At 41.7% G+C, this 24443-nt stretch carries 18 protein-coding genes; 6 read left to right on the forward strand and 12 right to left on the reverse strand.

What is annotated here, in order from left to right:
- Positions 1-140: 140 nt before the first annotated feature.
- Together ACQ4LT_RS10655 and ACQ4LT_RS10660 are read right to left on the reverse strand one after the other, a co-directional pair.
- The gene (locus ACQ4LT_RS10655; protein ID WP_445666027.1) at positions 141-617 is read right to left on the reverse strand and encodes a hypothetical protein; all 477 of its coding nucleotides are present in this window, start codon (positions 615-617) and stop codon (positions 141-143) included.
- Positions 618-1220: 603 nt separating this feature from the next.
- Complete coding sequence (locus ACQ4LT_RS10660) at positions 1221-1394, reverse strand: hypothetical protein (protein ID WP_445666028.1); 174 nt, start codon at positions 1392-1394, stop codon at positions 1221-1223.
- Between the two features lie 468 nt (positions 1395-1862).
- On the opposite strand from ACQ4LT_RS10660, the gene ACQ4LT_RS10665 reads away from it, so the two are divergent.
- Both ACQ4LT_RS10665 and ACQ4LT_RS10670 read left to right on the forward strand, forming a co-directional pair.
- Positions 1863-4070, forward strand: a complete 2208-nt coding sequence (locus ACQ4LT_RS10665) for a hypothetical protein (protein WP_445666029.1) — start codon at positions 1863-1865, stop codon at positions 4068-4070.
- Between the two features lie 20 nt (positions 4071-4090).
- A complete protein-coding gene (locus tag ACQ4LT_RS10670; RefSeq protein WP_445666030.1) occupies positions 4091-5572 on the forward strand; it encodes a DUF5723 family protein in 1482 nt (493 codons plus the stop codon).
- 18 nt (positions 5573-5590) lie between these two features.
- Here the strand turns inward: ACQ4LT_RS10670 and ACQ4LT_RS10675 are convergent, their stop codons facing one another.
- From ACQ4LT_RS10675 to ACQ4LT_RS10685, 3 genes are read right to left on the reverse strand one after another with little or no spacing between them, the layout of a single operon-like run.
- A complete protein-coding gene (locus ACQ4LT_RS10675) occupies positions 5591-6682 on the reverse strand; it encodes an NAD(P)/FAD-dependent oxidoreductase (protein WP_445666031.1) in 1092 nt (363 codons plus the stop codon).
- 2 nt (positions 6683-6684) lie between these two features.
- Positions 6685-7299: a bifunctional nicotinamidase/pyrazinamidase gene (pncA, locus tag ACQ4LT_RS10680; protein ID WP_445666032.1), complete on the reverse strand. Its 615-nt coding sequence runs from the start codon at positions 7297-7299 to the stop codon at positions 6685-6687.
- 10 nt (positions 7300-7309) lie between these two features.
- On the reverse strand, positions 7310-8746 hold the full coding sequence (locus ACQ4LT_RS10685) for a nicotinate phosphoribosyltransferase (RefSeq protein ID WP_445666033.1): 1437 nt from the start codon (positions 8744-8746) through the stop codon (positions 7310-7312).
- A 243-nt stretch (positions 8747-8989) separates the two neighbouring features.
- Here ACQ4LT_RS10685 and ACQ4LT_RS10690 point away from each other — a divergent pair, with 243 nt between their 5' ends.
- The 4 genes from ACQ4LT_RS10690 (at position 8990) to ACQ4LT_RS10705 (ending at position 17591) form a co-directional block, all read left to right on the forward strand.
- Complete coding sequence (locus ACQ4LT_RS10690; RefSeq protein ID WP_445666034.1) at positions 8990-10612, forward strand: Ig-like domain-containing protein; 1623 nt, start codon at positions 8990-8992, stop codon at positions 10610-10612.
- A 26-nt stretch (positions 10613-10638) separates the two neighbouring features.
- Entirely contained in the window at positions 10639-13191 is a 2553-nt protein-coding gene (gene mprF / locus ACQ4LT_RS10695; protein ID WP_445666035.1) for a bifunctional lysylphosphatidylglycerol flippase/synthetase MprF, read from the forward strand.
- Between the two features lie 89 nt (positions 13192-13280).
- Positions 13281-16775 (forward strand): methylmalonyl-CoA mutase family protein, encoded by a 3495-nt coding sequence (locus tag ACQ4LT_RS10700; protein ID WP_445666036.1) that lies wholly within the window; start codon positions 13281-13283, stop codon positions 16773-16775.
- Between the two features lie 27 nt (positions 16776-16802).
- Positions 16803-17591, forward strand: coding sequence for a carboxylesterase family protein (locus ACQ4LT_RS10705; protein ID WP_445666037.1), 789 nt, complete (start codon positions 16803-16805; stop codon positions 17589-17591).
- Positions 17592-17801: 210 nt separating this feature from the next.
- Here the strand turns inward: ACQ4LT_RS10705 and ACQ4LT_RS10710 are convergent, their stop codons facing one another.
- The 7 genes from ACQ4LT_RS10710 to pheS all read right to left on the reverse strand — a co-directional run bounded on the left by ACQ4LT_RS10710 (position 17802) and on the right by pheS (position 24259).
- A complete protein-coding gene (locus ACQ4LT_RS10710) occupies positions 17802-18491 on the reverse strand; it encodes a tetratricopeptide repeat protein (protein WP_445666038.1) in 690 nt (229 codons plus the stop codon).
- 68 nt (positions 18492-18559) lie between these two features.
- Complete coding sequence (locus tag ACQ4LT_RS10715) at positions 18560-19243, reverse strand: ABC transporter ATP-binding protein (RefSeq protein WP_445666039.1); 684 nt, start codon at positions 19241-19243, stop codon at positions 18560-18562.
- Between the two features lie 9 nt (positions 19244-19252).
- Positions 19253-20074 (reverse strand): TIGR00282 family metallophosphoesterase, encoded by an 822-nt coding sequence (locus ACQ4LT_RS10720; RefSeq protein ID WP_445666040.1) that lies wholly within the window; start codon positions 20072-20074, stop codon positions 19253-19255.
- 88 nt (positions 20075-20162) lie between these two features.
- Complete coding sequence (locus ACQ4LT_RS10725) at positions 20163-20456, reverse strand: cell division protein ZapA (protein WP_445666041.1); 294 nt, start codon at positions 20454-20456, stop codon at positions 20163-20165.
- Positions 20453-20710 carry a hypothetical protein gene (locus ACQ4LT_RS10730; protein ID WP_445666042.1) on the reverse strand — a complete coding sequence of 86 codons (258 nt, stop codon included), beginning with the start codon at positions 20708-20710 and terminating at the stop codon, positions 20453-20455. The genes ACQ4LT_RS10725 and ACQ4LT_RS10730 overlap by 4 nt, the downstream gene beginning before the upstream one ends.
- A gap of 9 nt (positions 20711-20719) precedes the next feature.
- Positions 20720-23128, reverse strand: a complete 2409-nt coding sequence (pheT, locus tag ACQ4LT_RS10735; RefSeq protein WP_445666043.1) for a phenylalanine--tRNA ligase subunit beta — start codon at positions 23126-23128, stop codon at positions 20720-20722.
- Positions 23129-23248: 120 nt separating this feature from the next.
- Entirely contained in the window at positions 23249-24259 is a 1011-nt protein-coding gene (pheS, locus tag ACQ4LT_RS10740; protein WP_445666045.1) for a phenylalanine--tRNA ligase subunit alpha, read from the reverse strand.
- Positions 24260-24443 lie beyond the last annotated feature (184 nt).

Genomic DNA, 24443 nt, shown 5'->3' on the forward strand with positions numbered 1-24443 from the left:
ATGAATTTAAAGAGTTGAAGAGTAGGATTCATGTTTCTTGATTTGCTTAGGCGGCATCATTTGTTTCACTTTTTTTATAGAATTGTGAGCTTCACAAAAATGAGAAACATGCTCGTTTAATGAATGGGTTGGCAATACTATTATTTCTTTATGACATCCCATTCATAACCATGTTGTATAGAAAGAGACTTAAATATTATAAAACCTAACTCGGCTGTTCGTTTGATAACTCTTTGAGCTTGAAGTCTTTCCATTTTAATTAGTGACTCGTTTTCTATTGGTACAGAAGAATAATAATTGTCAAAAATGTATGTCTTTTCATTATCCCAATTTTGAATTGTGGAATTTTTGAATCTTGAACTGGAGTGAGTCACTTTATGTCTTACAAAAGCCAGCACTTCATAAAAGGATGTCAATTCGATATTTAAATTATTATTTCTGTTCATTTCTTTGAATTCTGCAGAGGATTCTTCTAGTATTTCGAATAATAACTTAGGGCTTCTTAGTTTGCGAATCTTTCTAAGTTGAGATTTAAAATCTTCCTTTGTTTTGCACTTAGAAAACTTTTGACTGACTTCTGATGCCTTCTTTTGTGAATGAAAAAGTTGTAAACCCACTGTGTTTTTTAAATATCGAACAAAAGCTTCACAAGTTTGTGCAATTGAATAACCAGCTTCACGTGCTATGAAATTTTCAATCTCATTTTTATACTCTGAACTCTTAACTACCTTTTCATAATCAGTAGGAAAATTTATTTCCCATCCATTATCTGTTTTGCCGGTAAGATCACTAATCCCTAATCCCGAAACTGCTTTAAGTTCATTTGCTTTTTCCTTCGTTATTATTTCTTGATGTTTTTTAAATCTCGTTTTAATACAGTACTTATTTGGAAAAGTGAAAATTGGAGCTCAACTAATCTGTTGAAAAAGGTATCAAGCTCATTTAAGAAAGGATTTATCATAACTCTTGAAACGGATTGGCTGTACTTCTTGTTGATATATGATTTTAATTTTGCGCTATATAAAAATGATCTGTTTTCTTTTCATATGGGATGTAAATATTAACGATGCTATATTCGTCTGATTCAAAAGAGAAACTTCTACGATTATAATTTTCTGAATCTACATAAGTTTGTTTCCATTCTTTGGAACTCCCAAAATATTCATCGTTGATAATCATATCGTTTATTTCACTTTGGATCATCATATCCCATTGCTCTTTTAGATCACATCTGTAAGTCTCATCGACAAAACTTCTTCCTTCGACAGATTCCGAAAGTTCTCCATCAAATTTATCGCAAATATATTTTGCAGGATTTTGAGCAAATAAATTTTCTGAAAAATAGTAGTTAGAAACAAAAATACTCCGAGAACAACCGATAGTTTTTTAGTCATAGTCTTGATGATATATTAAAGATTTAAATTCAAACCTAAATTTTAAATATAGCTAACCAAGGTTCATCCATATTATTCCAAATTTATAATACATTATGGGTATCACGAAAACAACCAATATACATTCCGAAGGTTTTAAATAGGAATGTCCAGTACGAGTAACAAATAGCGATAATCTTTATATATTCAATTAAATTTAAGGCTTCGGCGGATAGGACGATAATACCATATCAGTGAAGCCTTTTTATATCCACGGGTTAAAAAATTCCCTTAGGGTTAATAAAGAATGAAAATAGTATAAAAAATGTTGGGTTTCGGTTCAGCATTCGTGATTTTGTTGTGAGCCATTCTACGAGCTAAATTTTGATTATTCAGTATCAGACCGGATCACACCGGTGGAAGTGGGATATCTCAATTTAAATAAGATGGCATATTACATTTATATCATTTAACAGACGGTTAGGACAGATGAAGAATTCGTTACCCATTGTACTCATTTTATTGTTAGCATTTTCTATTTGGGCATGTGAACAGCCCGAATCCCCCGATTTTCAGGTTAATCATGAACTGGAAGTCCCGCTGAGCGTAGAGAAAACTTATCCCTTTATGGGAGAAGGTGATGCATTGATCGATTCAACATCAGAGGATTATTTAGATCTATTTTCGTCCGACGGGGATGGCATGGTCAGTCTTACTAAAGAACAGGATTTTGATTTTGGTGATCTCAATGATGCTATTCCCACAGTGGATGTTCCAGTAAAGACGCTTAATACGCAAGTGGGAGAACTTAATCTGACTGATTTTAACTCCGGATCTGGAAATGCGGGATCCGCCAGCTTTGAAGATATATTTGGATTTACACCACCTTCTCAGGGAACATTTATATCGGCAGGTTCAACACCAACGCCGGCCAATATTCCTTTCAATACTGACTTTTTTGAGAGTGCAGTGATAAAACAGGACGGATCACTGGAACTTACATTAACAAATAATTTGGGGATGGACTTGGATCAGCTGGATATTACGCTGAACTCGGATAACGAAATAGTCGGAAGTTCAACCGAGAATAATTTTCTTGACGACGAGACCAGAACCACTACAATAAGTATTCCTGCAAATATTTCTGCTACCAATCCGCTGGAAAATCTGAATGCTGATGTCAGTGCAAGCTGGAAAGGTCAGAATAAGAAAGAAGGTGATGAATTTATTGTAAATAGTGTAGCTGGACAAAACCTGGTAGCATCTCAGGTTACTGCTGCACTCGAGTCGCAGTCGTTTAATAATAGCGGAACCTCCACAGTGGATGAAAGTAGTTTTGAATTCCAAGACTCAGAAGATTTTGTGGAATTAAGTACAGGTAAGTTATCGATTGATATTACAAATAAAATCAATCTCGCCGTACCCAGTCTGGATATTACATTCCCAGATATCCGAGATGCATCCACAGATAATCCTCTGGTCTTGAATTTGTCAAATATTCCATCGTCCAGCCAGAACGGAGGCAATTTTTCAACTACAACCGATCTTGCTGATTATCGGATTTATGCTGAAAATGGAACTATTGATTACAACATCAGTGCTACTACTGAAAATACCCAGCCGGATACAAGAACAATAAATGAATCGGATTTACTTGAAGCTACTGTTGATTTGAATAACCTTGAGATCAGCCGTGCTGAAGGATTTATTAATACCGATGTGGTGCTTAATGAGGATGTGACAGGTGATGGGAATGTTGATGTATTTAATGATGATGAGGCGGAAGTAACCAATATCGACGGCATCAGTGATATTTCGGATCGTATTTCCGGGCTTACCTTTGAAAACCCAATTCTAAGTACAATTTATAATACTAATTTGGGAGTCAATACAACGATTTATGCTATAATTGCAGGAACGGATAATAAAGGTACTACAGAGTATTTGACCGGCAAAGATGGCACCCCGTATCAGGTTCAAAGTGGTGAGATTCCTAATGAACTCGAAGTCAGTGGACAACCGGCTACTACGGATCAAGTTATCAAGTTTTCGATTAAGCCAGCGGGTAATCCTGATCCAAATCAAGGAGAGCTTGGCAGTAATGAGTTTAATTCCTCGAATACAAACTCTTCGGAATTTTTCAGTAATCTTCCCAACAAAATTAGTTTTGTAGGAGCCGCGGTAATTAACGATGATGGTACTATTGTTAATCCGGTTATTTTTGATCCATCACTGGGACTTGATTTACCACTAAACTTTTCTGCTGATGCTGCTACCTTCACGGATACGCTGGATGCTGATCTGGGTAGCCTGCCTGGTGAAGGCGATGACCAAAGTCTTGAGGGAGCAACGCTTACCCTCAATTATACCAATGCTCTGCCCCTTGAATTAGGTTTAGTCCTTACCATGCTTGATGAGAATGGGAATGAGGTGTTCCAGAAACCGCCGGAAGGAGAGGAGAAAATTACTGTTGACGGTGCTGGGATCGACGGAAATGGATACGTAAACCAGCCCGCTGAGAGTGATATACAAATTAGCTTTTCTAAAGAAGAGCTTAAGGCGCTCAACCGTACGCGCAGCATAATGCTGGATGTAGAAATAAATACCCCGCAACAACAGGCCGTACGGATTCGAAATGATGATTCTGTTACCCTGCAAATCCAGATAAAAGCTGATATTACTTCTACAGTAAATTAATGCAATATATTATGAATATTTTGAAACGATTATTCGTCCTTTTTCTAATAAGTGTGATATCATTAGGTTGGGGATCAGTACTAAAAGCGCAGTCGGGTCATTATTCTGCCAAAAGTTTAGGCTTGGGAGGGACCGGCACTGCATATCTCGATACCTATCATGCAAATTTTGTGAATCCCGCTAATCTTATGCTTAACGCGGATACCAAACCCTCAACTTCCATTGGTTTGTTGGGAGGGCTATCGGCAACGGCAGGGGGACCGTTGATGAATATCTCTGTATATAACAAACATTTTACTTCAGGTGATGTTGTAGGATCCGAAGCACTTAATGAATGGTTCGGTTCGGCCATGGGAAATAGCAGAGCTATGGGCATGGAGATTGGCGTGATACCGCTTGCGGCATCATGGCGCGGAGAAAAAATGGCTTTCAGCCTGGCCTTTCGAAACCGGGCACTTTTTTCCGGGGCTGTAAACAGAGGATTTTCTGAGATACTACTTACAGGGATGAGTCAGGAACGTTTTGCTGAGCCGAAACCCGTTAATTTTAGTAGTAAAGGCGTAGCGTTTAGCGAACTTTCAGCCGGATTTTCGTATCAACTTTTGGAACTTCCCGCGCTTTTTGGGATCGCCGAAAATGTAAAAGTATTTGCGGGCGTGGCTCCTAAGTATCTCATTCCGCATTATACTTCAAGTATTGATTTTAATTCTACGTTACAAGTTACAGATAACGAAGTAATTCACGACTTCTCCTATACGTTCACCTCAGTTGGAGAGTTGACCAACCAATTTGAGGATTACTACCAAGCTCGACAAGAGCCCAATTTTAAAGGTGAAATCAGTGATTTTGTAGATCCCGATGGAGCCAGTTTTACCGAAACGCAGGGTTCCGGTTTTGGGGTTGATGTAGGTGGAACGGTAGAGATGGATTTAGCCGGACCTCTGAAAGGTGCTTTTTCCTGGATTGGCGGTGAAAAGAAACTTCGCGTTGGTCTTTCGATAACCGATATCGGAAGTATCACTTACGACAGTAATGCGGGCCAATTTTCGGCCGATGAAACGTTTACCTGGGATGGAATCGATATCAAAGATGGGTTGTCTGACAACTTTGCCGATAGCGTACAGCAAGAAATTTATCAAAATTATGAGCCATCAGGGAATAAGGAAATTACTGAAAAGCTGCCAACGAAACTCAATTTTGGGGCACAATTACAAGCGGGCAAGTTGGGCTTTGCTTTTGATTTACAGAAGGGACTATACGAAACAGCGATGAATAGTCCACGTTTGGCTTTAGGGCTTGGAGCTGAATATAAACTGTTTAATATCATTCCGCTGCGAGCAGGGTACCGAACAGGAGGATTAACTTCATCGAGCATTACCTTTGGTACGGGCATAGAGTTGCGTAATTTCGAATTCACTGTGGCCGGTTTAACAGTGCCCAATTCCGAAAACAGAGGCGCGGGTATAGGCGGAGCGTGGAGCGGGTTGGTTATTCGATTTTAAAATCGATGAGCAACTTGCTTAGGTAAATCTATTTATATCTATTTCGGGATATAAGGGCGTACCATTGGTGAGATGGTCGGCATAGTGCTCTGCCAGAAACTTTCCCAAAAGCAGACCTTTTGAGCCCAATCCTGAAAATAGATGAAGATTAGAATAGGCGGGATGCAACCCTAAAATAGGTTTGTAGTTAGGGGTAGAGATCCGAACGCCGGCCCATTGATCTACAAGCTTGGATTGTTTCTCGAGCTGAGGAAGGCTTCGTCGCATTCGTTTTCTAAGATACGATTCCCCTTCCGCATCGGGATTAAGATGGGTGAAATCATGTTCGTAGGTACTACCCTGAATAAACGTATCTTCTTCGTCTAAACGGGCAATATATCCCAGGCTCGAAATCGAGTGAGAGAAAGAGAGAGAGCTACTTTCTTTTTTAAATTTGGCAACTTGACCCTTTATAAGTTCGAGAGGTATCCAATCCCAAAAGGGAGAGGTGGCAATAGTATGTCCGGTTGCAAAAACCAGATGATCAGCTTTTATCGTGATCTCGTCGAGTTCAAGAAGCCAATAACCATCTTCTGAGATGGGATAGGGCTGTTCTCCACAAACTATATTAATTCCGTTATTTTCTAAATAATGGCCGTACGCTTTTATATAAGATCCAATATCCACTGTTAGACCGATGGGCAGCCATAGCCCACCGTCGACACACTTTACGCCCGGATGAATCTTTTGAATTTCTTCCTTGCTTTTCCACTGGCACCAGCCATCAGGCCAAGTGGTATTTTCGTATTGCTCTTTCATTTTTCGAGCCATTTTTTTCAGTAGGGCAGGGCGAAGTAAGCCATTATTCCGGTAAAATCTGGTATCGGAATGTGATTGTACTTTCTCCAGATTAGCGGCAATAGACTCATAAGACTGCTCAGCCTTCCATGTTTTTTTAGCTCGTCGGCCCGTAGCAGGATTAACTAATCCACCAGGTGTACCCGATGCGCCTGAGCCAATACTGTTTTTTTCAATGACCACACTACTCAAGTCATAATCAGATAAAGCATCAGCCAGCGAAAGTCCAGCAATCCCAGCTCCGAGAATACAATAGTCTGTATGGTGGGGCATATTCAGTTAAGTAATTCTTTTGAGCTGACTTTTTTAGCTCCCTTTTCAAGCATTTCGGTCCAGGCCTGATCCACAGATCCTTCAATGTCGATTCCTTTTACGGCATCCTCAACTACAAAAACGTTAAAGCCTTCTTTGATACCATCAACGACGGACCATTTAACACAGAAATCGGTTGCTAATCCAACGGCATAGAGGGTATCGATATTACGTTCTCTAAGGTAACCTGTAAGGCCGGTGGTGGTTTCGTCATCATTTTCGTAGAAAGCCGAGTAGGAATCGATATCTTTTCGGAATCCTTTACGGATAATTAATTGAGATCGGTTGGTTTCAAGGTCGGGGTGAAAATCAGCTCCCTGACTGTCCTGCACACAGTGGTCGGGCCAGAGAACCTGCTCACCGTAAGGCATTTCAATAGTTTCAAATGGTTCTTTTCCTTGGTGGGATGAGGCAAAAGAGGAATGCCCCTGTGGATGCCAGTCCTGAGTTTGAATAACGATATCAAACTGTTCAGAAAGGTTGTTTATAGTTGGAATAATTTGGTCACCGTTTGGAACTTCAAGTGCTCCGCCCGGACAAAAATCATTCTGAACATCAACAATCAAAAGAGCTTTCATAATAATATTGTTAACTTTTGTTCTTCATTTTTTGGGTTAAATCATCACGCAGATTCATTAATTTTTTACTAATTCCCACTTTGTAAATATGGGGATTATCAAAACGTTTATGTTCTGGAATTAATTTAGTTAGCCTCTGTTGAGCGTATGAGGCACTTTCTTTTGGGGTGGGGATATCAATAGTCAGATCCCCATCTTGCATTACATTACTCAGCAAATATTCTGTGTTAAAGGTCGTAACTGTTGCATGTTTAGCAGGATAGTAGGGATGGTATATGGTATCAACATTTTCCTCATCTTCAAGAACAATGCCATCCCCGTAAAAAGTACCGTCGTCGCCACTGTATCGGATGACTTTCTTGCGTCCCGGGAGCGTAATTTTCTCAATGTTTTCAGAGATTTTTAGCTTTGGTTCATCATTGACAGATGCCAGTTTGTAAACACCGTCTAAAGCGGGGCTGTCCTGACCGGTGACGAGCCGTGTTCCTACGCCAAAAAGATCAATAGGGGCATCCTGGCTTATCAAACTTTTGATAAGTCGCTCGTCAAGTTGGTTGGATACTGCTATTTTTACGTATTCCAGTCCGGCTTCATCGAGCTGTTTCCGTGCCTGTCGGGAGAAATAAGCCAAGTCTCCGCTATCTAATCGGATCCCTTTTAGTTTATGTCCCCTTTTTTCCAATTCTTTACCGACTTTAATAGCATTGGGGACACCAATGTTGAGGGTATCATAGGTATCAACCAGAAGAATACAATCATCCGGATAGTATTCGGCATATTTGCGGAAAGCGGTCAGTTCATCGTCAAATGATTGTATCCAGGAATGTGCCATTGTACCACTGGCGGGGATATCATCTCTAAAAGAGCTGTATACATTTGAGGTCGCCTCAATGCCGCCGATATAAGCTGCCTTGCTTGCTTGGATACCGCCATATCCCTGGGCACGTCGCAATCCAAAATCGAGTACTTTGCGATTACCAGCGGCATATTTCATTCGTGATGCTTTTGTGGCAATAAGCGATTCGAAGTTTAGGATATTTAACAACAAAGTTTCCAAAATTTGGGCTTCAATAATATTTCCCTCAATACGGACAATAGGCTCACGGGGAAAGACAATTTCTCCCTCTTTTGCTGCATGAATATCTGCTGTGAGTTCAAAGTTGCGGAGGTAATTAAGAAACTCTTTCCGAAAGCCTTGTTTAGCCAGATATGCTATTTCATCTTCGTGGAAACGAAAGTTTTGCAAGGTTTTAAGAAGGTCGGCAATACCAGCAAAAATAACATATCCCCCTTCAAAAGGAATATCACGAAAGAAGTAATCAAAGCTGGCTTTTTCATCTTGTCTTCCTGCCAAAAAGTATCCCTGAGCCATTGTAAGCTCATAATAATCAGTATATAGCGCAGGACGTTCAAGCAGTGTCGAATGGTCGGATTTGACTAAAGTCATAATATTTTTGCTGTTATAATTAAAACCAATCAAAGATAACCAATACAATAAAGAAGCTGTAACTAATTTGGTGATTAGTTGATTGCTTAAAAGAGAAAGCCGAAATTAGTAGCAGAATAGTGTATTGTTAAGGTTACTGTCAGTTAATTCATATAGGATAGGATCAGATATTTTATATCTGTAAAGGCGGTTAAAATTTGTATCTTTGCACCGAATTTTTACTAACTGTAGGCAATGATTTTTGTGAATTATAATAGCGGTTGGATTATCGCCATATTAGTTTTAGTGGGGGCTGTGCTGGCAAGCTGCGCTACTCCTACATCGCCAACAGGAGGACCTCCTGACGAAAAAGGTCCCGAAATTATAGATACCGAGCCCCAAACCGGTACTACTAATTTTAGAGGACAGAGTATTACGCTTCATTTTTCTGAGTTTGTAGAGCGTTCTTCACTCAATCAAGCTATTGTTATCGAGCCTGATATCGGTATTTCCTATAATATCGACTGGGGACGAAAATCTGCAGAAGTGCAATTCGATAGTCAAATTCCTGATTCAACAACACTTATTCTGACTGTTGGGACTGATTTAACTGATACCAATAACAACGGAATGTCTTCTCCTAAAAAGATTGCCGTTTCTACAGGTCCTGTAATTGACAAAGGAGAAATTGTCGGGAAAGTTATTGATGCGGAGACGGGAGAAGGATCGGCAGGCAAGCGTGTTTTGCTCTATCGTGAACCTTACGATTTAACAAAAAAAGCCGATTATATTGCTTCTACTGATACATCGGGACAATTTCAATTCTCATATCTTCCACAGGGAAAATTTAAACTTTTTTGGGTGGATGATCGCAACAGAAATAAAATTTGGGATCGGCAGCAGGAAAGAGCTCAACCTTTTAAAAAAGAGTTCGTAACTCTCGAGAAAGAAGAAAAAGATACGCTTGAAACCTTATTTTCTACCTCAGTAGATACAACAAAACCGATCTTGCAAGGCGTGGGATTGTTTTCGTCAAACCGCATGCGGATACGGTTTAGTGAGGATATTACGTTATCTGATAGTGCTAACATTGTTATAACTGACACTTTGGGAAATGAATACAGTCCGGCTTGGCCGTTATATATACAGCCGAATGAACCCTATATCTTGTTTGTACACAGTAGGGATTCGTTGGCACCGGAAGCCAGTTATAGTCTTGCTATGACTGGTATTTTCGATGGATCGGCAAACCCGGTTGCCGACTATACGAATTCTTTTACCGGTTCTGCACAAGAAGACACCACTCAGCAAAGGATTATAAAGAGAAACACGGTGTCGGGATATTATCCAAGCGAACCGTTCGAAATCACCTATGCCAAACCTATTGATGAGCCTACAATTACCGATTCGCTTAAAGTTGTAGAGGGAGATTCTCTTATTGATTCGTGGTCAAATATTGATACGGAACAAAATATATTGCGTATTAATCCCGATGAGCAATGGAAGGATGGGGTAGAGTACGAGATACGAGTTTGGGATCCGGGGATAGAAGATTATCGCAAGTTTGATCCGGAAATATGGCATTCCTCGCAAATGGGGACATTGAATATTATTATGGAAGATTCTACACTGCAGAATGTAAGATTGCGAATTGAAAATGAGGAATCGGGTTTTGAAAGGGATACTTTGTTTACAGATCAGGTAAAAATCAATAATTTACCATCGCTTAATTATAAATTAACGGTGTATCATGATCAAAATACCAACGGCCGCTGGGATTACGGACAGGTAGATCCGTTTATAAAACCCGAACCTTATTATATTAGAAATCAGGTGCCGGTAGAAAAAGGACTAACTGGCGATCTTACCATCGAATTTCCCAATTAGACCAGAATTTGTAGTCTCTCTGTTTGATGAAGAAGAAGCTCAAAAAACTAACGCCTTTCATAAGCATCATTTTCTTCGCTTTTGCGTTGTGGTTCCTTGATCAGGAGCTGCAGCAGTATGACATGTCGGAGGTGATGACGCAGCTTGCGGATATCCCCAATCAATATATCCTGTTTTCGCTGATACTGTCATTTTTAAGCTACCTCTTGTTAACGGGATATGATGCCCTCGGTGTGCGATATATTGGGGAAGATCTCGAGATAGGTAAAATTATCCGCGCGGGGTATGTGGGATATGCGTTCAGTCATAATATTGGACTGGCTTTAATAACCGGTGGTTCTATTCGCTATCGTATCTATTCGGTTTGGGGATTTTCGGGTATGCAAGTTACACAAATTGTAGCCTTTAGCGCATTTACGCTTTGGATAGGTTTCTGTGCTGTTGCAGGTCTTGCGTTACTTTTTGCTACCCCAAGCCTGCCCAATGATGTAGTGATACCATTTGTTTCGCTTCGGATTTTGGGATCCATCCTGTTGGTGATGGTGGTCGCATATATATGGGCAAGTTATAAGGTTAAAAAAGAGATTACCTTTAAAAGTTGGTCATTTGAATTTCCCAGCTCAAAACTGGCGCTTCAGCAAGTGGCGATAGCCTCGGTAGATTGGCTGTTGGCAGCTTCTGTGCTGTATGTATTGTTGCCGAATCTGGGAATTCCTTTCTTTGGTTTTGTTGGAGCGTTCTTGTTGGCACAAATTGTAGGATTGTTTAGTCAGGTTCCGGGTGGACTCGGTGTTTTTGAATCCATCATGCTGATGTATCTGACCAACTTTATGCCCGGCTCACAAGTATTGGGAATTTTGGTGGTATATCGCATTATCTATTATATCCTGCCGCTGCTGGGGGCATTAATTGTATTGGGATATCAAGAGTATATCGTGAATAGACGCAAGGTTAAAGTATTGCAGCGTAAGGCCGCCAATTGGGTTCCGCGTGTTGTGCCACAGGTTATGAGTTTTTCTGTTTTTATCGGCGGGGCTATACTGCTTTTTTCCGGAGCGGTACCTTCAGAAGTGCCTCGCATGCAATGGCTACAGCATTTTGTTCCATTGCCGGTTATCGAAATGTCACACTTTTTTGCCAGCTTGGTGGGGGCTGCATTGCTGGTATTGGCCAGCGGATTACAGCGTCGTAGCGATGGGGCGTACCACTTAACAATAGCGCTGCTTGTTTTCGGTATTTTGTTTTCACTCTTAAAAGGAGCGGACTTCGAAGAAGCTTCTATTCTGTCAGTAATGCTTATAGCATTGATACCCTGCAGGAATGAATTTCACCGCAAAGCATCATTGATGGATCAGTTCTTTTCAGCTCGCTGGTTTACATTAATCATTATGGTATTGGCCAGTGCCGTTTGGCTCGGAATGTTTTCTTATGGACATGTGGAATTTCAAAAAGAACTCTGGTGGCAGTTTTCTTTGATGGGGGATGGGCCTCGATATATGCGGGCTATGGTCGCTGTATTGGGTTTTGCTGTTATTGTGGGGCTTTTAAAGTTAATTCGTCCCAAGCAAAAAGAGACGAAAGAGCCCGGCGAAAAAGAACTTCTTATTGCAAAAGGTATTAGCAGTGGGTCGCCAAGTTCACTTTCCAACCTGGTATTGTTAGGAGATAAAGAGTTAATAATAAATGAGTCTAACTCTTCATTTATAATGTTTGCCAGGGAGGGACAAAACTGGGTCACTTTTGGAGATCCTGTTGGTCCTGCCGATGAAGCAGAAGAGCTCATTTGGGAGTTTTATGAGGAGTGTTCTAACCAGGGATATGGCCCCATGTTTTATCAGGTGGGTGAAAGGTATTTAGAACAGTATCTGGATTTAGGACTTACCCTTTACAAATTGGGAGAGCAAGCACGTATCGGTTTGCCCGATTTTGATCCGGAAAAGTCTATCCATAACAAAGTTTGGTCAGGCTATCAAGAGCTGGAGCAGCAGGATTATAGCTTTGAAATCATTCCACAAGGATCGGTAGCCTCTTATTTACCCGAGCTTAAGGCAATTTCGGACGCCAGCCTTATTTCAAGGAATAAAAGAGAACGCGGCTTTTCAGTTGGGTATTTTGATAAGGGATATTTGAGTCAGTTTCCGATAGCAGTCGTTAGAAAAGGGGACAATCTACTTGCATTTGCTAATATTCTGGGAGGGGCTGACAAATACGAATTGACTACCGATTTACTGCGTTATCGACCGGAAGCGCCGGCGGGTATTATTGATTATATGTTAATTCATACGATGCTTTGGGGTAAGCACGAAGGGTTTGAGTGGTTTAATTTAGGGATGGCACCGCTTTCGGGAATGGATGAACATGACTTTTCCCCTGGATGGAATAAGTTGGCAGATTTTGTGTATACCTACGGTGAAAATATCTATGGTTTTAAAAAGGTCAGGAGATATAAAAGTCAGTTTAATCCAACTTGGGAGCCTAAATTTTTAGTTGGTCCGGGGGGGTGGTCGATGCCGCGTGCGCTATCAAATCTGACAAATATTGTTTCTGGTGGATTCAGCAGTATTATGAGTGAAAAGTAGCCTAACTTTTGAGGTATCAGGCAATAAATAATGTCCCTTAAATTTCTTACCTTCTGTTCTAATACATCCAACAGAAAACGAGAAATATTATGTCTGAAGATACCATGACCTCTGATCAAGCAACAGAAGCCGCTGCCAAGGAGCATTCAGAAACAAAAAATAGTAGTCAGCCGGAAGTGTATGAGGCTGAGCATAATATCCGTTTTGTTACGGCCGCCAGTTTATTTGACGGTCATGACGCCAGCATCAACATCATGCGGCGCATTTTACAGAGCAGCGGGGCAGAGGTGATCCACCTTGGCCATAACCGTTCTGTGCAGGAAATTGTCGACTGTGCCATCGAGGAAGATGTTCAAGGTATTGCCGTTAGCTCATATCAGGGCGGACATATGGAATACTTCAAATATATGGTGGAGCTTCTTGAAGAGCGTGGGGCTTCACATATTAACGTTTTTGGCGGCGGTGGCGGTGTTATTGTGGGAGAAGAGATAGAGGAACTGCAAGAGGCAGGGGTCTGTCGAATATTTTCTGTTGAGGATGGCAGTGAAATGGGGCTGCAGGGCATGATTAATTACATGCTCGAAAAGTGTGATTTTGATACCGCAGAAATTGAAGAGATTGATGCCCAGGATATCACTCAAAGAGATACTAAAACTATTGCTCGTTGCATTTCAGCGCTGGAAAATGAGCATGAGGATATCATTACTTACAAAGACGACAAGCTGTTTGACGGTAAGGGGAATATGATTCCCGCCCAGAAAAATGGGAATCCCATTCCGTTGATAGGAATTACCGGAACAGGCGGTGCGGGTAAAAGTTCGCTCACCGATGAACTTATCAGGCGCTTTTTAACGGAGTTTGAAGATATTAATATTGCTGTTATTTCTATAGATCCCTCAAAAATACGTACGGGGGGAGCTCTGCTGGGCGACCGTATTCGCATGAACAGCCTCGATCCGGAACGTGTTTACATGCGCAGTCTTGCAACCCGGGCCAGTAATAGAACCACCAGTGAAGCTATTAAGGGTGCCATCGAAGTTTGTAAAACAGCCGGTTTTGATCTTGTAATTGTAGAAACCAGTGGAATTGGCCAGAGTGATACTGAGATTGTAAACATCTCGGATATCCCCCTATATGTAATGACCAGCGAGTACGGAGCGGCTACGCAGCTTGAAAAAATTAATATGCTTGATTTGGCTGAATTAGTAGTGCTCAATAAGTTTGAAAAGAAAGGTTCCCTCGATGCGCTACGCGATGTTCGTAAGCAGATCAAGCGCAACAGGGGAGCCTGGAACCTTGATCCCGAAGCAATGCCGGTATATCCTACGATCGCGGCCCAGTTTAATGATGAGGGCGTAAATCGGTTGTTCAAGGCAATCGTTGATAAAGTGAATGATCATTACAGTATCAGTTGGGAGACAAAGCTATATACCAATCCCGAGCCGGCCGAAGATATTCAGGGGCAGTCGATTATTCCGGGTAAGCGACAGCGTTATCTGTCTGATATTTCTGATACGATTCGGGATTATCACAGTTGGGCCGAACAACAGGTTGATATTGCCAGCAAGCTGGAAAATGTAACCGGTACTATCGAACAGATAGATCATTGGGATCCTGACGAAAAGGATGAGCTAAAGGTAAAACTAACATCAATGCGGGAGCACTGGCTCAGCAAGCTGGATTCGCGTTGTAAAAAGATTCTTGAGCAATGGGATGATCTCTACGAAGAGTACCAGCAGGATTATGTAGAGGTGCAGGTTCGTGATAAAAGCTTCAAAAATAAAATGTATCGTGAGTCGCTCAGCGGACTTGAAATTCCGCGTGTAGCCCTTCCAAAAACCAAACACAATGGGGAGCAGCTCAAATTTGCTCTCAAAGAAAATCTGCCGGGATATTATCCTTTTACGGCTGGTGTGTTTGAGTTTAAGCGTGAAGGAGAAGATCCTACGCGTATGTTTGCAGGTGAAGGTACACCCGAGCGGACCAACAAGCGTTTTCACTATCTGAGTGATGGCATGCCTGCCGCTCGTTTGTCAACGGCTTTTGATTCGGTGACGTTATACGGAGAAGATCCTGATCATCGCCCTGATATCTATGGAAAAGTGGGAAACTCAGGTGTAAGCATTTGTACGCTGGATGATATGAAGAAGCTGTATTCCGGTTTTGAGCTTACTTCTCCCAAAACTTCGGTTTCGATGACGATTAACGGGCCGGCGCCTATGATTCTGGCGATGTTTATGAATACGGCTATTGATCAGGAGGTAGAGCGTTATCTCAAAGAGAATGGCAAGTGGAAAGAGGCTCAACAAAAAATCGAAGAATATTTTGAAGAACGTGGTGTAAAAGCTCCGGAATACAATAATGAATTGCCAGATAACAACGATGGCTTTGGACTGGGGCTGTTGGGAATTACCGGTGATAAGTTAATAGATGATGAAACGTATGAGGAAATAAAAGAAAAGGCACTTTCGGTCGTTCGCGGGACCGTTCAGGCGGATATCCTGAAAGAAGATCAGGCCCAAAACACCTGTATTTTCTCTACCGAATTTGCGTTAAAGATGATGGGGGATATCCAGCAGTATTTTACTGATCATGAGGTGCGGAATTACTACTCAGTTTCTATTTCGGGTTATCATATCGCCGAAGCAGGAGCTAACCCCATTACACAGGCCGCATTTACGCTGGCTAATGGCTTTACGTATGTAGAATATTATCTATCACGCGGTATGGATGTGGATGAGTTTGCCCATAACTTATCGTTCTTTTTTAGTAATGGGCTCGACCCCGAGTATGCGGTAATTGGTCGTGTAGCCCGACGTATTTGGGCGGTAGCAATGCGGGAGAAATATGGTGCAAGTGAACGTTCGCAGAAGTTGAAGTATCATATTCAAACCAGTGGACGTTCGCTTCACGCGCAGGAAATTCAGTTTAATGACATTCGTACGACGCTCCAGGCATTGATGGCTATTTACGACAACTGTAACTCTTTGCATACGAATGCATATGATGAGGCTATTACAACACCGACTGAAGAATCGGTACGTCGAGCACTGGCTATTCAGCTAATCATCAACAAGGAGATGGGACCTGCTAAAAACGAAAATATTAATCAAGGTTCCTACTTTATTGAAGAAATGACCGACTTGGTAGAAGAGGCTATTCTTTCTGAATTTGATCGCCTCACTGAGCGGGGCGGTGTACTCGGTGCGATGGAGAATATGTATCAACGGGGGAAGATTCAGGATGAAAGCCTGCATTACGAATCCAAAAAACACAGTGGTGAAATGCCGATTATTGGTGTTAATACTTTTAAAAATGAAGATAGCGAAAGTACAGAGGACGAAAAAGAGGTTGATTTAATCCGTTCCACTCAAGAAGAAAAAGAGCAGCAGATTCAGGGTGTAAAAGCTTTTTGGGAGCGTAATGAGGATGAAACTGAAGAAGCAATTGAACGTCTGAAAGAAGTAGCTCGTAATAACGGCAATATCTTTGAAGAGCTGATGGAGACCGTAAAGGTGGCTTCGCTGGGACAAATTTCTGAGGCCCTGTACGAAGTAGGCGGGCAATATCGTCGAAATATGTAATGCATTTCTAATTACAGGTAGCACAAAATGAAAAAGATATTAGCGGTAATAGCATTTCCATTTCTGTCTTTCGGCATTGCAAAGGCTCAAGTGACTGATTTTGAGCCAAAAACCTTTACTAATGGTGCCGGAGAAGAATTACAATATCGTATACTGAAACCTGCTAATTACGACAGCACGAAAAACTATCCGCTTGTTTTATTTTTGCATGGTGCCGGTGAACGGGGAAGCGATAATTATAGCCAGTTAAAGTGGGGTGTTTCTCATTTTGCAGAACCCAAGTTTAGAGAACGATATCCTGCTTTTGTTGTTGTGCCGCAAATGCAAAAGGATGAAGTTTGGTCTCAGCTTAGTACATCGCGTGATACTACCAGTTTTACGGCTTCCATGGGCGAAATCCCAACTAAGCCAATGAGGTTGACTATTGAATTGCTGGAACAGATTCAGTATAAGTACTCCATTGATTCTAATCGCCTTTATGTAACGGGCATTTCTATGGGAGGATTTGGTACCTTTGATCTGATACAGCGCTTTCCCGATAAATTTGCTGCTGCAGTTCCTGTTTGCGGGGGAGGAGATTTAACCCGTGCTTTTATGCTTGCAGATATACCCATATGGGCATTTCATGGAACAGAGGATCAAATTGTGGACCCCGAATTTTCACGATCAATGATCGAGGCTATTCGTTTAGCGGGAGGTTCGCCGGGCTATACCGAATATCCCGATGAGGGACATATAGGAGCGTGGGTTCAGGCGTATCGAAATCCGCATCTTTATGAATGGTTATTCAGCAAAGAGCTTTCGTCGGAGAATTAACTAATCTATTGCCATTTTAAATTTAAGGCTGGTACCGGCTTTTACTGGAATACAGATCATCCGGCGGATTACAACTATCGTTGTTGGATAGGAAAGTATTACCAATAGTATCTATAGAGGTTATCTGCACCTTGTTTAACTAAATAAAAACAACAAAGCCCGTACTCAATTAAGAGGCCGGGCTTTATCAATAGAGGAAATAAATCTGTTCTACTTTTCAGCTACTGCCAGCATGCCCAATAGTCTTTCAGCTTCTGCAACTTGATCGCTATTGTTATATTCATCAATAACTTTCTGTGCATACTGTTGAGCTTTTTCAGCATTGCCTGCATCATGAAAAGCGTTTGCAGCCTCCAAGTAGTTATAGGGAGTCGTGGAATCGTTGACATTCCATTCAGCCGCTTTTACATACAGTTCTGCGGCTTCAGCATGGTTGCCCAACTCCGTATGGATAACGGCATGAAAGGAGAGGGGGCCAACACCCATGATTCCTTCAGGAACCTCATAATTTTTAATATATTTTAGTGCTTCTTGATAATTCCCGATTTTAAACGTACTTACTGCCGCATAGTATCGGGCAAGGTTTGCGGCATCTGTCATGCCGTAATTGTTAATGATCTGTTTATATCCCACCGTAAAATCGGCGTCAGATCCTGTCAGGGCTTTTTCGTAATTACCTTGCAGGTAAGCCTGTGAAGCTTGCCCCATAAGTTCTTGGGCTTCACTTTCTTGAGCTTCGGCGTAGTAATAATATCCTATAGAGCCGGCGATAAGAATAATTACTGCTATAGCTGACCCAATGACCGTATTTTTATTTTTGTCATAAAAACTCTGGGCCTTTGAAAAAGTTTCAAGGAGTACGTCTTGTTCTAATTCTTCTTTTACTTGTTTCTTACTCATGGTTTAAACTTGTTATCTATTGGTTTCAGAAGTAGCTGAAAATATGATTGTTTTCTTTGATAGTAAAATTAAAGAGTTTCTAACTTACCTTTAGAAAGTTGATAAATGGTATCAGACCTGTTGGCAATTTCTTTTTCATGGGTGATAAGGAGAATACTGACTTCCTCAATTTCCCTGAGATTGAAAAGGTAGTCCAAAATCACGGAGGTATTACCTTCATCAAGATTACCGGTCGGTTCATCGGCCAGTATTAGATCGGGACTATTCATTAGCGCCCGCGCCATGGCCACACGTTGCTGTTCGCCCCCTGAAAGCTGTGTAGGACGATGTTCGGCCCGACCGGGGATGCCGAACTCTTTCAACAGGTAGTTGGCTCTCTGCCCGGCCTTTTCGGGCGTTTCTCCCTGGATAAGGGCGGGCATCATAATATTCTCAAGAGCGGTAAATTCGGGCAGCAGGTGATGAAACTGAAAAACAAATCCCAATTTATTATTTCTAAAACTTGCCAGCGCTTCCGGGTTCATATCATAAATAGAATCGTTTTCCCAGAGCACCGTTCCTTTATTGGGTTTATCAAGTCCGCCGAGAATGTGAAGCAGCGTGCTTTTTCCACTACCACTAACACCTATCACTGTTGAGATAGATCCTTTATCAATGCTTATTGACGTGTTATCCAGAACGGTTAAAGTACCATTGCCGGACTCTGTCTTATACTGTTTGGTGATATTCTTTCCTTCTAAAATAATCGACATTGGTGGGTCTTACTCTTCAAGATTGCTTCTATTGAATCCGGGATAGATAATGGGTTCAATATACTCGCATTTGGCCGTATCGGTATCAACTTTGGCAAGAATAGCGCAAAGATGATTATTACCGTTGGCTAATCGGTAACGATGGGGCGTAGCTAATTTAAAACGATTCATCGAGACATTTTTGTCCATACCCAATACCGAGTCAAAGGAGCCGGTCATTCCCACATCACTGATGTATCCGGTGCCTTGTGGAAAAATTCGGGCATCATTGGTTGGAACGTGCGTATGGGTACCGACCATTACTGAAATATCCCCATCGAGGTGCCATGCGAGGGCAAGCTTTTCGGCGGTAGCTTCGGCATGAAAATCTACAAATACGAGATCGGTTTCTTCATTCATGCGCTCGACAACCCAGTCTGCTGTATTAAAAGGACAGTCAATATCCGGCAAAAAGGTACGTCCCTGCAGATTAAGTACACCTATTTTTTGATCAAAATTAGGAATGTCATATACCCCGAAACCGTATCCGGGATTCCCTTTGGGATAGTTCATGGGACGCAAAATATTTCCGTCCTCTTTCATATAATCAAAAACTTTCCACTTGGCAAAAGAGTGATTTCCACCTGTGATAACATGTACGCCCAAATCGTAGAGACGTTTGATAATAGAACGGTTAATGCCTTTCCCCTCGTGCGAATTTTCTCCATTGGCGATAACAAAGTCGGCATCATACTTGTCAATAAAACCGGGTAGTACCGTTTCGAGCAGGCTCAGCCCCGGCTCACCTACAATATCACCTACAAAAAGTATATTAATCAGATCTTTGGACATGCTATAGTTATTAATTCCCAAAATAGCTTTTAAAATGAAGCTGTAAAAGTAAGGAAAATAATGCCCTTATCAGAATTGTATTGAGAGACTATTGGCGTATCTCTTCAATAAAATTTTCGAGAGACTCATTGACATTTTTTAGCGTTTTATCTTCTTGTTGGTTGAGCTCCCGGTTCCGTTTGCGCTCTTCGAATAGCTCCTCGGCAATACTGAGGGCAGCAAGGGTCATAATAGTGGTATCGGGCTGCTTGTTGAGCTCCTTCTTATATTGACGAAATTTGTCATCAACATACCCGGCAATACGTTTCATTGCCTCTTCTTCGGACTCCTCAACCTTGAGCGGGTACTGTTTGCCAAGTATAGTAATTTTTATGGATTTCATTGATTGTCCTCCAGATGGTTATCAATTTTTGATATTAAACCCAATACTTGGTGACGAAGGGAAAGCCGTTCAGATTCCGAAATAGCAGAATAGATATCAGTCTGTCCATCCTGAATTTCTTTTAATTTTGAACGCAGATCACTGTTCTCTTTTTTGAGCTCTTTGATTTCATCATTCAGAGATTGTATCTCCTCGCGAATCTCATCAAGTAACTCGTGGAACTGCTCCTGATATGGACTTTCTTTTGATAACACTATTCGGAATTATTGTCGGAGTTTTGCTGAATATTGGTTTTCAAGAACCTTTAGAACTTTATTAATTATAGGTTCTACATCCTTGATAGTCAATGTCTTTTCTTTATCAAGGAAAGAAAGTCGAAATGCAATACTTTTCTTGTTTTCTCCGAGTGATTCTCCCTCGAAAACATCAAAAACATCCAGTTCCTTGAGTGAATCTCCAGCAGTCTTTTCGATGGTTTTTAACAGATCACCTGCTTTGATATGAGAATCCACAACAACACCGAAATCGAAATCAAAGGCAGGATATTTTGAAACTTCTTCGTATTGCTGAGTTCCAATCTGCTGACGTATGTCTTGAATTTTTGTCAGGGAAAATTCTGCGGCGTATGCTGGGAGTTCAATGTCGTAATTATCTCTCAACCCTTTTGGAATGTCAAAAATTCGTCCTATTTCTTCATCCTCAAAGGAATAAATAAGTCGATTGTCATCATCAGCTTCTTGGGTGAGAGCATCAAGCACGTCGAGTTTATTGAGAAAACTTTCAACGGGAGCCTTGAGATCAAAAACGTCGTAATGCTCAGGATCGGTTTTCCAGTGCTCGATGGTTTTAAATCCGGCCAGACCGAACAAGATGTTGGTGTGCTCTTTAATATTTTGATGATAGGTTCCCTTATCAGCTTTTTCAAAAACATTACCCACTTCAAAGAATCGTACCTGTTTAGCCTTGCGATTGAAGTTATAGGCCACTGACGATAAAAATCCATATAGCAGAGAAGGCCGCAGGGTGGTCATATCCGTAGAAATGGGATTGAGGGTGTGGATCATATTATCCAAATCTCCCAATAACTCAGCATCTTCCTCGGGCATCAGCGAATTGGAGTAGATTTCTCGAAACTGCATGCCTTTGGCTGTTTCCTTGGCTTTACTCAACAGCTGCTCCCAGTCGGTTAAAGGCTCGGGTGATGTAAACTTGCCGTGCTCGGGCGTGGGAATATTATTGTAATCGAACAGACGCCCAACCTCCTCTATCAGATCCACTTCACGCTTCAAATCGGGACGGAATGTAGGAATGGAATAGGTAAGGGTATCTTCATCTTTGTTAAGTAGTTCAAATTCCAGCCCCTGCAGTATGTTTTTAATTTTATCAGTGCTGAAGTCGGTACCCAGCAGGCGATTAACGTATGACTTTCGAAGAGTAAGTTCTTTAGCTTCCGTTTTTATCGGATGGGTATCTGTGCACGCATCAACGATGGTTCCGCCGGCAATGTCGGCCATGAGTTCTGCTGCTCGTTCTGCTGCAATGCGCTGCAGTTGAGGATCTACGCCGCGTTCAAAGCGATAGGACGCATCGGATTGCAACACTTGTTCTTTGGCTGTTTTTCGGATGGTAGCGGGATTAAAGTAGGCGCTCTCAATAAGAACATTGGTTGTTTCGTCGCTTACTTCAGAATCAACGCCGCCCATTATACCGGCAATAGCAACGGGCTCTTCACCGTCACAAATGAAAAGTGTGCCTGGGGAACAATTTCTTTCTATGTGATCAAGCGTTTCAAATGTAATTTCCTCATCAAAATCCTTGACCACAATTTTGTTGCCTTTGATGGTATCGGCATCAAATCCGTGGAGGGGTTGTCCCAGCTCAAACATTACGTAGTTTGTAATATCTACAATGTTGTTTACTGGACGAACGCCAATGGCATTAAGGCGATTCTGCAACCAATTGGGTGATTCTTCAATAGTAATATCAGTTACCAGCTTACCTACATATCGATGACATTTTTCAGGAGATTCAATTTCTATATCAATATCATCCAGTGGCTTAGCCTCTTCAAAATCAGTAGCAAAAGGTTTGTTGAGCTCCAGATTCAGGGCTGCGGCTAAATCTCGGGCAACCCCCAGGTGACAAGTGGCATCAGGACGATTAGGAGTAAGTTCTATATCGATAATAAAATCCTGGTACAATTCGATTGCTTCGTGGAGCGGGATGCCGGGTTTCAGGCTGTTGTCGAGCACCATAATACCGCTGTGGTCATCACCGAGTCCAAGTTCGTCTTCGGCACAAATCATGCCGTTGGATTTCTCTCCGCGTAGTTTCGCTTTGCGGATGGTAAACGGTTCACCATTATCCGTTTCAACTGGCAGAGTAGTGCCAACAGTGGCAACCGGTACTTTTTGTCCTTTTGCTACATTATCTGCACCGCAAATAATTTGATGTTGATCGGACCCGATATCCACCTGGCAAATACGAAGACGATCGGCGTTGGGATGGTCGCTGACATCCAACACTTCGCCAACAACCACGCCCTCAAGTTTGCTGCCAAACTCTGTTACTTCTTCAACCTCAAGTCCAATAAGGGTAAGTTTATCAGCCGTTTCTTCCGGTGATAAATCAAGATCAATAAATTCTTTTAGCCAGTTGTAGGAAATCTTCATTTAGCTGCAAATATTTATTTTATATGGAACACGGATGAAGCGGATAAGAAGAATATCCATAGGTTGATATCAGCGTAGATCTGTTTGATCCGCGTTACCAGTGTTCTATTCTAAAGGTTCTTAATGAAATTGTTCTAAAAATCGGACGTCATTATTGTAAAATATGCGTATATCATCAATTTGATGACGAAGCATAGCAATTCGCTCAACACCCATGCCCCAGGCAAAACCGGTATACTCTTCCGGGTCAATATCAACGGATTTCAACACGTTGGGATCAACCATTCCGGAGCCCAAAATTTCCAGCCATTTTCCATCATCATTTGGATCATTTGTTTCCCACCAGATATCCATTTCCAGGCTGGGTTCTGTAAAAGGGAAGTATCCCGGACGAAGCCGATATTTTACATCAGAGCCGAACATCAATTTAGCAAAACTGATAAGGGTTTCCTTGAGTTCAGCGATGCTAACATCCGTATCAATATAGAGCGCTTCTACTTGGTGGAATAGAAAATACGATTTGGGGGATACGGCTTCATTACGATACACACGTCCCGGCATAATTGCTCGAATAGGGGGCTCTTGTTTTTGCATCAGGCGAATCTGAACAGGAGAGGTGTGTGTGCGCAATACCAAGTCCTGATCGTCCTCATTTTTCTCAATAAAAAAGGTATCCTGTTCGTCACGTGCAGGATGATTCGGCGGAAAATTCAGCGCTGTAAAGTTGTGAAAGTCATCCTCAATTTCCGGTCCGTCGGCAATAGAAAATCCAAGCCGATAGAAAATATTCTTCATTTCTTCCATCGTCTGGGTAAGTGGGTGGTACGAGCCCGATGAATAGGGCGGAGCCGGAAGAGTAATATCATCAGTTGCCTTTAAGTCGGCCGCTTCTTCACGTTCTAATCTCTTTTCGGCTTCCTCGAAAGTTTGTTCAGCAAGATTTTTCACCTCATTCATGGCACGGCCCACCTCAGCCTTCTTCTCATTAGGCACTTCGCTCATCCGCGAAAACATCGATTGCACTTTGCCATTTCGGGATAGAAACTCCAGGCGAAACGATTCAAGCTCTTCTTCGTTCGTTATGCTGTAGTCGGTAACTTCTTGCTTTAATTGTTTTATATCGTCGAGCATAAAAATATCTGTCGAGAATGATTTCAGCTATATATGAAATACGCAAGACGTTTTACGCGGAAAAGGGCGTATTGCGTAATAATAAGTGGAATCTATTTAATTCGGAGGAACCCTTCAATAGAAATAAAAAAACCGATCCTCCCGAAGATACGAGGGGACCGGTTTTTAAAATCATTACACGCTA

The sequence above is a fragment of the Fodinibius sp. AD559 genome (assembly GCF_052712805.1).

Bases quoted from the DNA above. Each gene is read 5' to 3' on its own strand.
- pncA (WP_445666032.1), bottom strand. From the start codon at position 7,299: ATGAAAGCTCTTTTGATTGTTGATGTTCAGAATGATTTTTGTCCGGGC.
- ACQ4LT_RS10720 (WP_445666040.1), bottom strand. From the start codon at position 20,074: ATGTCCAAAGATCTGATTAATATACTTTTTGTAGGTGATATTGTAGGT.
- pheT (WP_445666043.1), bottom strand. From the start codon at position 23,128: ATGAAGATTTCCTACAACTGGCTAAAAGAATTTATTGATCTTGATTTA.
- ACQ4LT_RS10700 (WP_445666036.1), top strand. From the start codon at position 13,281: ATGTCTGAAGATACCATGACCTCTGATCAAGCAACAGAAGCCGCTGCC.
- ACQ4LT_RS10715 (WP_445666039.1), bottom strand. From the start codon at position 19,243: ATGTCGATTATTTTAGAAGGAAAGAATATCACCAAACAGTATAAGACA.
- ACQ4LT_RS10660 (WP_445666028.1), bottom strand. From the start codon at position 1,394: ATGACTAAAAAACTATCGGTTGTTCTCGGAGTATTTTTGTTTCTAACT.
- ACQ4LT_RS10725 (WP_445666041.1), bottom strand. From the start codon at position 20,456: ATGAAATCCATAAAAATTACTATACTTGGCAAACAGTACCCGCTCAAG.
- ACQ4LT_RS10705 (WP_445666037.1), top strand. From the start codon at position 16,803: ATGAAAAAGATATTAGCGGTAATAGCATTTCCATTTCTGTCTTTCGGC.
- ACQ4LT_RS10665 (WP_445666029.1), top strand. From the start codon at position 1,863: ATGAAGAATTCGTTACCCATTGTACTCATTTTATTGTTAGCATTTTCT.
- mprF (WP_445666035.1), top strand. From the start codon at position 10,639: ATGAAGAAGAAGCTCAAAAAACTAACGCCTTTCATAAGCATCATTTTC.
- pheS (WP_445666045.1), bottom strand. From the start codon at position 24,259: ATGCTCGACGATATAAAACAATTAAAGCAAGAAGTTACCGACTACAGC.
- ACQ4LT_RS10710 (WP_445666038.1), bottom strand. From the start codon at position 18,491: ATGAGTAAGAAACAAGTAAAAGAAGAATTAGAACAAGACGTACTCCTT.
- ACQ4LT_RS10675 (WP_445666031.1), bottom strand. From the start codon at position 6,682: ATGCCCCACCATACAGACTATTGTATTCTCGGAGCTGGGATTGCTGGA.
- ACQ4LT_RS10685 (WP_445666033.1), bottom strand. From the start codon at position 8,746: ATGACTTTAGTCAAATCCGACCATTCGACACTGCTTGAACGTCCTGCG.